The sequence below is a fragment of the Rheinheimera soli genome (assembly GCF_031457405.1).
Classification (GTDB): Bacteria; Pseudomonadota; Gammaproteobacteria; order Enterobacterales; family Alteromonadaceae; genus Pararheinheimera; species Pararheinheimera soli_A.
This window is the reverse complement of the sequence record NZ_JAVDWR010000023.1, coordinates 38,124-50,547: the sequence shown is the minus strand read 5'-3', so window position 1 is coordinate 50,547 and position 12,424 is coordinate 38,124. Positions and strand designations below refer to the sequence as shown.

Annotated in this window: 9 protein-coding genes and 1 pseudogene; 6 read left to right on the top strand and 4 right to left on the bottom strand. The window is 46.5% G+C overall.

Annotation, left to right across the window (positions count from 1 at the left end):
* Nucleotides 1–92: 92 nt before the first annotated feature.
* Nucleotides 93–473, bottom strand: a complete 381-nt coding sequence (locus tag J2W69_RS19085; RefSeq protein ID WP_310281494.1) for a hypothetical protein — start codon at nt 471–473, stop codon at nt 93–95.
* A 154-nt stretch (nt 474–627) separates the two neighbouring features.
* Between J2W69_RS19085 and J2W69_RS19080 the strand changes: the two are divergent.
* A pseudogene (locus J2W69_RS19080) lies at nt 628–1,671 on the top strand (integron integrase).
* A 123-nt stretch (nt 1,672–1,794) separates the two neighbouring features.
* On the opposite strand, the gene J2W69_RS19070 reads toward J2W69_RS19080, so the two are convergent.
* Complete coding sequence (locus J2W69_RS19070) at nt 1,795–4,026, bottom strand: S46 family peptidase (protein WP_310281490.1); 2,232 nt, start codon at nt 4,024–4,026, stop codon at nt 1,795–1,797.
* Between the two features lie 631 nt (nt 4,027–4,657).
* Here J2W69_RS19070 and J2W69_RS19065 point away from each other — a divergent pair.
* Nucleotides 4,658–5,071 carry a YccF domain-containing protein gene (locus J2W69_RS19065; protein WP_310281488.1) on the top strand — a complete coding sequence of 138 codons (414 nt, stop codon included), beginning with the start codon at nt 4,658–4,660 and terminating at the stop codon, nt 5,069–5,071.
* 22 nt (nt 5,072–5,093) lie between these two features.
* Here J2W69_RS19065 and J2W69_RS19060 read toward each other — a convergent pair whose 3' ends face one another.
* Nucleotides 5,094–5,264, bottom strand: a complete 171-nt coding sequence (locus J2W69_RS19060) for an oxidoreductase-like domain-containing protein (protein WP_310281486.1) — start codon at nt 5,262–5,264, stop codon at nt 5,094–5,096.
* A gap of 83 nt (nt 5,265–5,347) precedes the next feature.
* Between J2W69_RS19060 and J2W69_RS19055 the strand changes: the two genes are divergently transcribed.
* Nucleotides 5,348–5,695, top strand: coding sequence for an MGMT family protein (locus tag J2W69_RS19055; protein WP_310281484.1), 348 nt, complete (start codon nt 5,348–5,350; stop codon nt 5,693–5,695).
* Between the two features lie 33 nt (nt 5,696–5,728).
* On the opposite strand, the gene J2W69_RS19050 is transcribed toward J2W69_RS19055, so the two are convergent.
* Nucleotides 5,729–6,916, bottom strand: coding sequence for an MFS transporter (locus J2W69_RS19050; protein WP_310281482.1), 1,188 nt, complete (start codon nt 6,914–6,916; stop codon nt 5,729–5,731).
* Nucleotides 6,917–7,116: 200 nt separating this feature from the next.
* Between J2W69_RS19050 and imuA the strand changes: the two genes are divergently transcribed.
* Genes imuA through J2W69_RS19035 form a run of 3 tightly spaced genes read left to right on the top strand, consistent with a single transcriptional unit; the run spans nt 7,117 to nt 12,421 of the window.
* Nucleotides 7,117–7,800, top strand: a complete 684-nt coding sequence (imuA, locus tag J2W69_RS19045) for a translesion DNA synthesis-associated protein ImuA (protein ID WP_310281479.1) — start codon at nt 7,117–7,119, stop codon at nt 7,798–7,800.
* 11 nt (nt 7,801–7,811) lie between these two features.
* Entirely contained in the window at nt 7,812–9,308 is a 1,497-nt protein-coding gene (locus J2W69_RS19040) for a Y-family DNA polymerase (protein ID WP_310281477.1), read from the top strand.
* Nucleotides 9,308–12,421, top strand: a complete 3,114-nt coding sequence (locus tag J2W69_RS19035) for an error-prone DNA polymerase (RefSeq protein ID WP_310281475.1) — start codon at nt 9,308–9,310, stop codon at nt 12,419–12,421. The genes J2W69_RS19040 and J2W69_RS19035 overlap by 1 nt, the downstream gene beginning before the upstream one ends.
* The last annotated feature ends 3 nt before the right edge of the window (nt 12,422–12,424 follow it).

The following is a 12,424-nucleotide window of genomic DNA, read 5'->3' as shown; positions in this document are numbered from 1 at the left end:
ACTGGAAACCGGCGATGAATCAGTTCATCATCATGTACGGTGATCGTGTATCACTATGATAAACAGCCACTTACACAGAAAATTTTACATACTCAGTTACCGTCTTCAAATGCTTCCATGACCCATTTATATTCTGTCTTGCCTTTAATAAAGACTTTTAATCGACACTTTTCACTGAGGCCTAAAGCAAAACAATTTAACGCTTCATTTTTATCTGAAAACTCTTCGTGCCAACCGTTGTAACCTACAGTACAACCTTGCTCTGATTCCGCAAGCCAAACTGTGAACCCATTCTCTGGTGATACTGATATAGTTGAGCCGTCCAGCTCCCATTTTAGATCGGGATATTTCTCAAGTTTTTCTTTAATTTGGTTGATGCAATCCATACTCATACCAACAGCTAACAATTTAATAGAAGGTTCTTTGCCCGCAAGTTGAACATTTTTCTGCCTTCTTTCATGATTTTTACTCATACAAAACTAACTCTGATGTACCTCTATTTCAACAACTTTTTCTGCAATCACTAAATTTATGACCGACAAAATCTATACAAGCAGTACGCTAGTTAGTAGATTTTTTACCCAAGCCGAACCACTGTTTATTTAAACAGTTATTCAGGAGCGAAAAATGGCCTCGCCCTTTTTGGATTACGTAAGGGAATTTATGGTGTCGCGTCGTTATGCCAAACGTACCGTCGAGACATATTTGTATTGGATCAGGTTCTATATTTTATTCCATAACAAACGCCACCCTAACCAGCTGTCGGATGCCGATGTGGAGCAGTTTTTATCTTACCTTTCCAATCAACGCACTGTGGCCATCAAAACTCAGGCAACTGCTTTAAATGCACTGAGCTTTTTGTATAGGTATATTATCTTGCGACCACTGTCGCTAAACCTTAATTTTAATAAAGCCCGTGTTGCAAAAAAATTACCTGTAGTGCTCACTCGTGTTGAGGTTCAGCAGTTGTTAGCTTTGATTGAACCGAAATACAAACTATTGGCTCAAATGATGTACGGTAGTGGTTTGCGCTTAATGGAAGCTGTCAGGTTACGAGTTCAAGACATTGATTTTGATTATTTGTCAGTGCTGGTGTGGCAGGGTAAAGGTAATAAAAACCGCAGAGTTACCTTAGCGCCTGAACTGATTCCTGCCCTGAAACTGCAGATAGAACATGTAAAGCAGTATTTTCAGACCGATCTGCATAACCCTTCTTATGCAGGAGTTTGGTTGCCTTTTGCTTTGGCCAGAAAATATCTGGCTGCGCCAAAAGAGATTGGCTGGCATTATTTATTTCCGTCGAGCCTGCTTAGCCTTGATCCCGAGTCCAAGTTAATACATCGGCATCATCTGGATGAAACTACCGTCAGACGGGCGATAAAAGTAGCAGCGCGATTGGCGAAAATATCAAAGAATGTAACGTGCCACACATTACGCCATTCCTTTAGAAACTACATCCATGTAGTTTCCCCTGCGGGCCAGCCTGCGGCTGTTCAAATTCATTCCCGATGAATTTGTGCCACCCATTTATTAGAAGCCGGTGTCGATATTCGCACCGTGCAGGAGCAACTCGGTCACAGCGATGTGAAAACCACTCAAATTTATACCCATGTATTAAACCGGGGTGGTAATGCGGTGAAAAGCCCGTTGTCTTTATTGCTGAATGGGTGAAGGTTTGGATGGTTTCAGCTTGAATCATAAGCGGGAGGGTTGCAGGGAGCGTGGCTTGTCCCGACCCGTCAACGGCTACCGCGGTATCCATAGACGGGCGGGTGCAAGACCCGCCCTTACCGTTTACCTTACTATTTCCATCTCCGCTAATAAATTATCTGCATTATCAACATAGTGCATCATCCACAATACATAGCGGATATCGACATGAATGGCGCGGGTGATTTCCGGGTTGAAATACCAGTCTTTGGTGATCGACTCATAAGTCGAGTCGAAGTTTAAACCAACCAGTTCGCCTTTGCCGTTCATCACAGCTGAGCCTGAGTTGCCGCCTGTGGTGTCGGCGCTGGATAAGAAGTTTACCGGCACCGAGTTAAAGGTTTTTACTTCGCTTTTTGGGCAACTGAAAATACCGCAGAACCAGGGTGCTTTGGTTTGGGCTGCTAAGTCGGCATAAAAATAGCCTTCCGTTTTGCCAGCCTGATAGGCATCCACCAGGTTTTGTGGGGCGTTAAAAGGGTAGTCTGCCTGGCGTTTGGCAATTAAGCCTTTCACTGAGGTAAATGGCGTTTTATACACGCCGTCTTTGGCCGGATAACCGTCCACTGAACCGTAAGTGATACGCAAGGTGCTATTAGCATCCGGGTACACTGGTTTTCCCTGCGCTTTGTTGTAGGCAATAATGGCCTGCATATAAGCCGGGCGCACTGTGGATAGCTGGCCTTTTAACTCTTTATCTTGTGTTTCTAAGGCCATATTTTTGTCAGAAATTGCTACGGCGATACGAATAAAAGGGTCTGAGCTTTCGGCAAAATCAGCTGGCGTTTTACCCAGCCAGGCTTTACGGCCTTCAGTGCTTGTCAGGCTGCTTTGTGGATAAAGTGCCGTTAACTTTTCGGCAATTTGAGCTTGGGTCATGCCTGCTGTTAAGCCTAAAGCGGCATCCAATTCTGCTACACGTACAGAGTCTGGCTGCGCCATATAATCGGCCAACTGTTCTGACCAAAGGGCTAAGTCCATAGTAGGGTGAAAGCTTTTTTCCATCCGGGCTAAGCGGCCTTCAATCATTTTTAAATCACGGTGCTGAAAACCCATTTCGCGCATCGCGTCAGTTTTTTGGTTTTCCTGCGCTAAGCGATACAACAAAATAGCGGCTTGCAATAAATCGCTGCGTTTGGCTGCTTCAAAGTAATAAGTTTGCTGAGTAAAAGCCTGCTCGGTTTTAATCAGTTGTTTTAATGCATCCATACTTTGCTGGTAGGGTTTGCGGCTTTCATCGGCTTTAATCCAGTCCAGCAGTGCCTGCTCACGTTGCACTTTAATAGCCTGAATATCAGTTACTTTAAAACCGTCCAATAAGCCCTGCAGTTTTTTCATACGGTTATTGTGACTTTTTACGGTAGAGGAGTATTTCACTTTTAAATCAGCATCTGCAGCGCCTAAGCTGTCTATGGTGTTGATCATTTGCTGATAGGTTTTCACCTGGGCCGGATATTGCCAGTCGGCTGCAAAAGAGATTTCATCGGCTAAACGATAACGGCTGGTTTGGCCAGGGTATCCTGCTAATAAAATACCGTCGCCCTGCCGTACACCATTGGCATTCACTTTTAAAAAGTTTTTGCTTTGGTACGGTACGTTATCCACTGAATAAGGCGCTGGTTTACCGTCTTTGCCGACATAACCACGGATAAAGGTGTAATCGCCTGTATGACGTGGGTACTCAAAGTTGTCGATATCACCACCGTAGTTTCCGACCGCCTCTGACGGTGCATAGACTAAACGCACGTCCTGTAACATCAGCTGTTTGATCTGGAAATATTCCATACCATGATGGAAACTCACCACAGAGCAGCGGTAATTCGGGTCAATTTCGCAGTCTTTAATTAGTGCTTTACGGTTCGCTTCTATCGCCTCATAACGCTCTTTTCCTGATAAATCAGCCGCCAGTGAACCGGTAATTTGTGCTGTTACATCAGTGACAGCTTCAGTGATATACAAGCGTTCCTGCGGCCCTGCCGGTAATTCTTCAGCCATAGTTTTGGCTAAAAAACCTTTATCAATCAGGTTATTGTCTTTGGTGGAGTTGTTCTGAATGGCGTTGTAAGCACAGTGATGGTTGGTGACCACCAGGCCTTTAGGCGATACAAAAGAAGCAGAGCAATACCCCATACTTACAATCGCATTCATTGGGTACTGGCTTAAATCAGCCAGTTGTTTGCCCGGAATATCAATGCCTTTAGCTGTCAGTTCTTTTTGTAATTCAGCCAGTTGATACGGCTGCCACTGCCCTTCGTCGGCTAGAGTGGCAAAGCTGAGGCTAAGCGCCACAGTGCTAAGCAGGTATACAGATTTCATACAATTCCTTGGTATTTTTTAGTTGTAGTTTTAGCCTTTGAAAGCACAGGGCAAATTATCCATGTTAAAAGCTCCGGCGCAACCTTGTTAAGGCAATACTCAGGATTTAAGCGTCATTTAACTAGGGCGTGTTGACCTTTCGAGATTAAATTTGTTCGTTCTGGCGACGCTTTGATCGCGAAACGAGGAGCGAAGTTTAGTTATTCTAAATGAGTGACGAGTGACGAGTGACAAGGAGCAAGGCGCCGCCAGACGAACCCGAAGGGCAGCGCCTGGCCGGCTTTTCTGCTGCGTTAGCACTCGTTTATGTAGAATAACTACACTGCACTCGCGCTGCCTTGCATAAAAACCGGCCAGACTGCTGCAAAAATAACCCTGAAACGTCAACACGCCCTAAACTGTCGACAGCTTAAAACCTCAAGCTGTAAACGGACGCCAGTTGAACATCTGCTGTAGTTCAGCGACTATGAAACACTGCTGATCAGTAACCAAATCGGAGGTGAAATTCACTATTAAGTGGTATTTTTCACAGTTCGGCCTTCATCAATATTTTCTATCTATTTGATTTATAAAAAATTAAAACTGGCCTTAATCTTGTAACCTTTTTGGCAGAAGCTAAAAAAGGAGAGCTATGATGAGTGTATTAAGGCTGATATTTAATATTTTATGGTTTGTGATGGGTGGCTTTTTAATGGGGCTGGCCTGGTGGTTTATTGGCTTACTCTGTTTTGTAAGTATTGTATTTATTCCTTTTGGCCGCGCCTGTTTTGTCATAGGTGAAATGGCGTTTTGGCCTTTTGGCAACGAGCACGTCAACCGTGAGCGTTTAAACCGAATTTCTGATATTGGTACTGGCCCGCTGGGTTTTATCGGTAATGTGATTTGGTTTGTATTTGCAGGTTTCTGGCTGGCCTTGGGCCATTTGTTTCATGCCGTGGCCTGTTTTATTACCATCATAGGTATTCCCTTTGGCTTAGCCCACTTAAAACTGGCCACTTTAAGCCTGGCGCCTATAGGCCGGACTGTAGTGAACAAAGCCTATTAAGCGACGATTTAAGGAGTAAGAGTTACTGATCAGACTCTTGCTCCTGTTGCCCCACCCAGGCTTTTTGCTGAGCTCGGTAATAATCCCAGACACAAGGACAACAGCTGCCACTGCCACAACAGTCGCTGCTTTCTGGCGCTACAGGCTCTTCGGTTGGAATACGCAGCCGAATTCCGTCAATAGTGATAAACATGAAAAACTCCGGCAAAAAAGGCGGCGGCATTGTAGCATTGTCCGATAATTATCAGCCAGCCGGCGTTTCAACCTGGTGATGTGATGCAACAACAATCTCCATCTAAACAACAAAAGATCTGGCAAACGGTGTTACAAATTCCAGCCGGAAAAATTGCCAGTTATGGTCAGATAGCTGATTTAGCAGGTTTGCCTGGCCGTGCCCGTTTGGTGGGTAAAACCCTGGGGTTAGCACCGGATGAACTGCAACTGCCCTGGTACAGAGTGATGCGCTCCGGTGGCCAGCTGGCTTTTGCTGCAGGTACACCCCAAGCGTTGGAGCAGCAACAATTGCTGCTCTCTGAAGGTGTGATAGTTCGAAATGGCCGGGTAGCCAAAGACTTCTGGTGGCAACCCGATTTGGCCGAATTGTTATTTAAACTGCAGTATTGATCTGAAATTCAGCAAAAACTGCCAACACAAAAATCATTCAAAACGACTTTCATAAAATACAGGATTAAAACGTGTAGCCATCACCATCAGCAGCACTGCTATAGCAGCTAACAATAACCAACTGATACTGAAGCTTTGGCTGAAATCCCGGATAAAACCAGCAATCAAAGGCGAAAAAGCCGCCAGCGTATAACCTATACCCTGGACAAAAGCGGTCAGACTGGCTGCAGCAGCAGGCTGATGCTGATGGTCCATAGACACAATCAAAGACAATGGAAATAAGCCACCAATACCTAAACCTAATAACGAAGCCCAGATTAAACCCAGCTGCGGTGCCACCACTAAACCAGCAAAACCTGTGGCCATCAACACTAATAAAACCAGCATCACAGGACGACGATCCAGCTTACGACTTGCCAGCCAGGGGCTGACAAAACCTGATACCACCTCCATACAAAGCAACAAGCCCAGCAGCAAACCACTTTTTTGTTCACTCCAGCCTTGCTCTACATAATAAGCTGGCAACCAGGCCAACACACAGGTAAAGGCACAAGTCACCAGGCCAAAAAATAGTGCCAAAGTCCAGGAGCGGCCATGTTTACTAAAGCTCAGTGGTTTTTGTTGCGACTGAGCTACAGGCAGGTTCTGAATGGCGTTTTTTTGTGAAAACCACAACACCAAAGCCAACACAGATAAAACTACCCAGCCGGATAAAGCCACACGCCAGCTTTGAGCCCAGTCGGCCCAAAAAGCCGCCAGGGATGCAGTTAAAGCAGCTCCGGCAATAATGGCGGATATATACCAGCCCATGACTAAAGGTGCTTTAGTGCCAAATTTTTGTTTAATCACCCCAGGTACCACGGCTTGCACCATGGCAATACCTAAACCAGCCACTATGGCACTTAAGGTGAGATCCAAAGCGCCCACAGCCCAATAACGCTGCGCTGTCGCTGCTGCTATAGCGATGGACGCCCAGAACACAACCTGATAAGAGCCAAACCATAACGCCAGTTGATGCGCAAAAAAGATGCCAAGACCCATAGCCAATACAGGCAACATCGTCAGTAACGAAGCCTGAGTAAAAGACAGATGTAATTCAGGTTGCATGAAGGGCAATAAAGGCCCGATAGAGGCCATTGAGGGCCGCAAAGTCAGGGCAATCAGCACTAAACTCAGGATCAGGATCCAGGTTTTTGCAGTAAAGCTATTGGTTTCAGTCATATCAGTACCATAAGTCAAATCAGCCGCCAGAGGGCAAAGCAGATCAGATAAACAGGAGGCGGAAAAGCCGCGCACATTAACATAATTATTACCTCCTTAGCCATCAGATACAGCTGAATACAAAAACTCTGACTTTGTCCTTGCGATCCAAAACAGATCTTTTATACTGTTTTTATATACAGTATTTTGAGATAAAAATCATGAATGCTCTGCTGCAACAGCTACAGAACAGACAACTGATCTGGCAGGCCAGTCAAACCCAAGCCCCTTATGAACATTGTCAAAGCACAGGCTTTACCGCTTTGGATAAGCTTCTGGGCGGCGGCTGGCCACAGCATAATGTCGTTGAATTACAAAGCCATGGCGCTTGTGCTGAACTGCAATTGATCCAAAAAGCATTGGCAGGATCCGGATCTGAGCTGCTGCAAATCTGGATCAATCCACCTGCCAGCCTTTGTGCTGAGTATTTGTTGCAGCAAAAACGGCCTTTGCATCAGGTGTTACAACTGAATGCCCCTCGCTCTGCGGATGCCCTTTGGGCCGCTGAACTGTGCTTAAAAAGTGGCAGTTGTATGGATGTATTGCTGTGGCAAAACAGCCTGAATTTAACTCAGCTCAAACGTTTGCAATTAGCCGCAGAGCAAGGCCAAAGCCAGTTGTATTTTTTCCGCCCGGCACAGGCGGAACAACAACTGCTGCCCTGGGCTTTAAGTTTACAACTCACTCCAGCTACAACTGGGTTGCAGATCCGCATTCTGAAACGTAAAGGCGGCTGGCAACAACAAGAATTAGTGCTGCCATGGGCAGAGTTGTATCCGCAGTTTATAAAGCCGGAGCTACAGCACGAACAGCATGGCCGTCCGCCTTTATCACGAGTCAGCTGAGGCTATTTGCTATGTCTGAGCGGATGGAGTTTTGGTTGTATTTATATTTCCCGCAGTTGCAGCTGGATAAGTTGTTATTGCTGCAAAACACAACTACAGCCTTGTCAGGCCAGAATAAAAGTAATAACAACCTCAATTTAACTGCACCTCTGGCGATAGTAGGCGCTGACCATCAGTTGCTGCAATTCAACTCAGCTGCGCGCCAGGCTGGTTTAACTTTGGGCATGGGATTAGCTTCAGCCGCCTCTTTATGTCATCAACTGCAACTTCTGCCGCATCAGGCTGAGCAAGAACAACAGCAGCTGCAGCAATTAGCCCAGCTGTTGTATCAATACTGCGGTGATATAGCGCTGCAAGCGGATTCGGGTTTAGTACTAAAACTCAGCCCTATGCTGGCTTTGTATGGGGGGGCTCTGCAGTTCTGGCAACAGATACAACAAGTGTTGCAACAAGCCGGTTATCAGTATCATTTTGCTACAGCACAGCAGCCTTTAGTGGCGCGTTTATTGGCGATGCAAGGCTGGGATCAGTTTTTACTGCAAAAGGATAAAATTCAGCAGCAACTCAAAGCGCTGCCACTGCACCAGGCTCAATTACCAGAAAAACTACTGGAACAATTACAGCGGCTAGGGCTTACACAGCTTGATGATCTGTTAAAGATCCCACAGGCTGAACTGGTGCGGCGTTTTGGCGTTGAAATGCTGCAGTATTTGCAGCAACTGACAGGAGCCAAACCCGGTTTGCTGCAGTTTATTCAGCCAGTTGAGCAGTTTGAACAACAACTGGAACTGCTGTACGAAATGGAGCGCAGCGACCAGTTACTGGGGCCGCTTAAGCACTTGTTTGGCTTATTGCAGCTGTATTTACAACAACGGGATCAACTGGCCTATCAGTTAGAACTTAGTTTATTACAGCGCCAGGATCAGCAACAACAGCTGCAACTGCATTCAGCTCAGGGCGAATACCAAAGCAAAGACTGGCTAAAAATCAGCGAATTGCAGCTGGAACGCTTAAAGCTGAACAACGCCGTGATACAGCTGAAACTCAGCCTTCGCCGCGCCGGGCCGCGTTACGCTCAGTACAAAACCCTGTTTGCTGGCAATTTGGGCGCCGGTAAAGAACAGCTGTACTCAGCCTTGCAGCTCTTGTCATTACTACAGGCCCGTTTGGGTAAAGAACAGGTAAAAAGCCCTTGTTTACACAATGATTTATTGCCAGAGCAGGCCAGTAGCTATGCTTCAGCTTTAGAGCCACAAGCTGTTATTGCCGGTGCTTTAGCTGCGGTGCGACCGGCATTTTTAGTGGAGCCGCCTTTGGCGCTTGATGCAGAGCAGCAACAGCAGTTGCAGCTACACTATGGCCCTGAACGCTTAAGCAGTGGCTGGTGGCAACAACAGAGCCAACACCGCGATTATTATGTGGCTCAGAATGCACAAGGCCAGTGGTTGTGGTTGTTTCGTGACTTACAGCAGCCGGAGCAATTGTATCTGCAGGGGTACTTCAGCTGATGAAAAGCCCTGTCGCCATTAAAACTACTGGCTATGCCGAATTAGTCTGTCAGAGCCATTTTTCATTTTTACAAGGCGCTTCCAGTCCGGCTGAATTAGTGCAACAGGCCGCAGTTTTAAGCTACACAGCTTTGGCTATCACTGATGAATGCTCGCTGGCAGGCGTAGTACGCGCTCACCATCAGATCAAAGAAAAACAGTTGCCGCTGAAACTGATCATTGGCTCTTTGCTGGTACTGAACCCACAGTTACGGTTGGTATTACTCTGCACGAACAAAACCGCCTACAGCGAGTTATGCCGCATTATTACCCAGGCCAGACGCCGCGCTGAAAAAGGATCTTACCAGTTAGCCGAATGGGATATTCAGCGTATTCAGCATTGCCAGATCCTCTGGCTGCCCAGTGGCGATGATCAGACCGATCAGTACTGGGGCAACTGGCTACAGCAACATCATGCAGCACGTTTATGGTTAGGCGCCAGCCGCAAATTACAAAGCCAGGATCAGTTTTATCTGCCCTACTGCCAGCAACTGGCGCAGCAGCTGCAACTGCCCTGCTGCGCTACAGGTGAAGTATTAATGCATCAGGCCAGTCGCTTGCCTTTGCAACATGCATTAAGCGCCATTAAAGCTGGCAAAGCTGTGCCTGATATGGCGAGGCAACTGTTAAGCAACGCCGAACAAAGCTTAAGGCCTATCAAAAAACTGCAGCAGTTATTTCCGGCTGAGCTTTTGGATAACAGCCAAAAACTGGCCGATTTATGCAGCTTTTCATTGGATGAACTGAGTTACCAGTATCCGGCCGAACTGGTACCTGAAGGTTTGACAGCCATACAGCATTTACGCGCACTGGTTAAAAAAGGTGAACAGCAACGTTTCCCTGAAGGCGTACCAGACGATATCCAGCAAACAATTAACAAAGAGCTGGATTTAATAGAGCAACTGAATTACCCCTACTATTTTTTAACTATTCACGATTTGGTGGTATTTGCGCAGAAACAACAGATTTTGTATCAGGGCCGGGGTTCAGCGGCTAACTCTGTGGTTTGCTATTGCCTGGCTATTACGGCTGTGGATCCCCGCCAAATTCAGGTATTAATTGAACGCTTTATTTCAATAGAGCGGGCAGAACCTCCTGATATAGACGTCGATTTTGAACATGAACGCCGTGAAGAAGTGATCCAGTATATTTACCAAAAATATGGCCGTGAACGCGCAGCTTTAGCCGCAACAGTGATTTGTTATCGCTTTAAAAGCGCCTTTCGGGATATCAGTAAAGCTTTGGGCTTTGAGCTGCATCAGGTGGAATTTTTGTTAAAAAATCTGCACAGGCGCGATAAAAGCCAGCACTGGAGTAGTCAGTTGACGCAGTTGGGGCTGGATCCACAAGCCAAAAAAGCTCAGCTGTTGGTACAACTGGTGCAGCAATTGGTGGGCATGCCACGGCATTTATCTCAGCATGTAGGAGGTTTTGTTATATCCCAGGGGCCTTTGTACGAATTGGTGCCAGTGGAAAATGCAGCCATGGCCGATCGCACAGTGATCCAGTGGGATAAAGATGATCTGGAATCATTAAAGCTGTTAAAAGTAGATGTGCTGGCTTTGGGTATGCTCAGCGCCATTCGTAAGGCGTTTGATTTGGTCAGGCGTTACCAGCATACCGATTTAAGCATAGCGGCCATCACCAGAGCAGGTGACGACCCTGCAGTTTATAAAGCGATTCAAAAAGCCGACACTATAGGTTTATTTCAGATTGAATCACGGGCTCAAATGTCGATGCTGCCACGGCTGCGCCCGCAATGTTATTACGACTTAGTAATCCAGATAGCCATAGTACGACCCGGCCCTATTCAGGGCGATATGGTGCATCCATATTTAAAACGCCGTCATGGCGAAGAAGCAGTGTCTTACCCTTCCCCTGCAGTGCAAAACGTGCTGGAACGTACTTTAGGTGTGCCTATTTTTCAAGAGCAAGTGATTAAACTGGCGATGGTAGCAGCAGGTTTTAGTGGCGGTGAAGCCGATCAGTTACGCCGAGCTATGGCCAGCTGGAAAAAAACCGGCGAGCTTATTCAGTTTAAACAAAAACTCATAGACGGCATGTTAAGCAGAGGCTATCAGCAAGAATTTGCCGAACGTATTTACCAGCAAATTTGTGGTTTTGGTGAATATGGTTTTCCTGAATCGCACTCAGCCAGTTTTGCCGTATTGGCTTATGTCTCAGCTTATTTAAAACATTATTACCCTGTGGCTTTTTATGTGGCTTTGCTCAATAGCCAGCCTATGGGCTTTTATGCGCCCAGCCAGTTGATCCAGGATGCCCGAATGCATGATGTCGAAGTGTTGCCGGTGAGCGTGAATCAATCCGATTGGGACCATTTAATGGTTCCTGCCTCTTCTTCAGCTAAATCGGCTTTTGCAATTCGTTTAGGCCTTCGCTTGGTGAAAGGTTTAAGCCGACAAGGTGCACAGCTGCTACTGGAACACAGACCCACAGCAGGTTATCAGCAACTGGCTGAAGTAGCACAAAGGGGTTTGTCTGATAGTGATTTAACAGCCCTTGCCAGTGCCAATGCCTTGCAGCAACTATCGGGGCAACGTTATCAGGCGCGCTGGCAATTACTGGATCAGCAACATAAATTGCCTTTACTGGCGGCGGAACCTTATCAAACTCAGTACCAGTTGCCGATGCCCACTGAGCTCTCTGAAGTAGTCGAAGATTATCAAAGCACAGGCCTGAGTTTACGCACTCATCCTGTTCAGTTATTAAAGCAACAAGGGCTGCTGGGAAAATTTGCACAGACAGCAGAGCTTCCTGCACTGAACCATAAGTCGGTGGTGACTGTAATAGGTTTAGTCACAGCACGACAAAGCCCTGGTACAGCGTCGGGCGTGACTTTTATTACGCTGGAAGATGGCACAGGTTTTAGCAATTTAGTGGTCTGGTCGGCTACAGCTTCGGCGCAGCGCCAGCCGTATCTAAAATCTAAACTATTGAAAGTAAATGGCATTCTGGAGAAAAAAGAGGGTGTTATTCATATTATCGCCGGGCGTTTAACCGATCTGACGCCGTTGTTAGGATCACTCAGATCCTATTCCAGAGAGTTTCACTAATTT

What these genes read in the sequence shown, in the direction of transcription:
- J2W69_RS19085 (WP_310281494.1), bottom strand. Translation starts at nt 473, where the DNA reads ATGAGTAAAAATCATGAAAGAAGGCAGAAAAATGTTCAACTTGCGGGC.
- J2W69_RS19070 (WP_310281490.1), bottom strand. Translation starts at nt 4,026, where the DNA reads ATGAAATCTGTATACCTGCTTAGCACTGTGGCGCTTAGCCTCAGCTTT.
- J2W69_RS19065 (WP_310281488.1), top strand. Translation starts at nt 4,658, where the DNA reads ATGATGAGTGTATTAAGGCTGATATTTAATATTTTATGGTTTGTGATG.
- J2W69_RS19060 (WP_310281486.1), bottom strand. Translation starts at nt 5,264, where the DNA reads ATGTTTATCACTATTGACGGAATTCGGCTGCGTATTCCAACCGAAGAG.
- J2W69_RS19055 (WP_310281484.1), top strand. Translation starts at nt 5,348, where the DNA reads ATGCAACAACAATCTCCATCTAAACAACAAAAGATCTGGCAAACGGTG.
- J2W69_RS19050 (WP_310281482.1), bottom strand. Translation starts at nt 6,916, where the DNA reads ATGACTGAAACCAATAGCTTTACTGCAAAAACCTGGATCCTGATCCTG.
- imuA (WP_310281479.1), top strand. Translation starts at nt 7,117, where the DNA reads ATGAATGCTCTGCTGCAACAGCTACAGAACAGACAACTGATCTGGCAG.
- J2W69_RS19040 (WP_310281477.1), top strand. Translation starts at nt 7,812, where the DNA reads ATGTCTGAGCGGATGGAGTTTTGGTTGTATTTATATTTCCCGCAGTTG.
- J2W69_RS19035 (WP_310281475.1), top strand. Translation starts at nt 9,308, where the DNA reads ATGAAAAGCCCTGTCGCCATTAAAACTACTGGCTATGCCGAATTAGTC.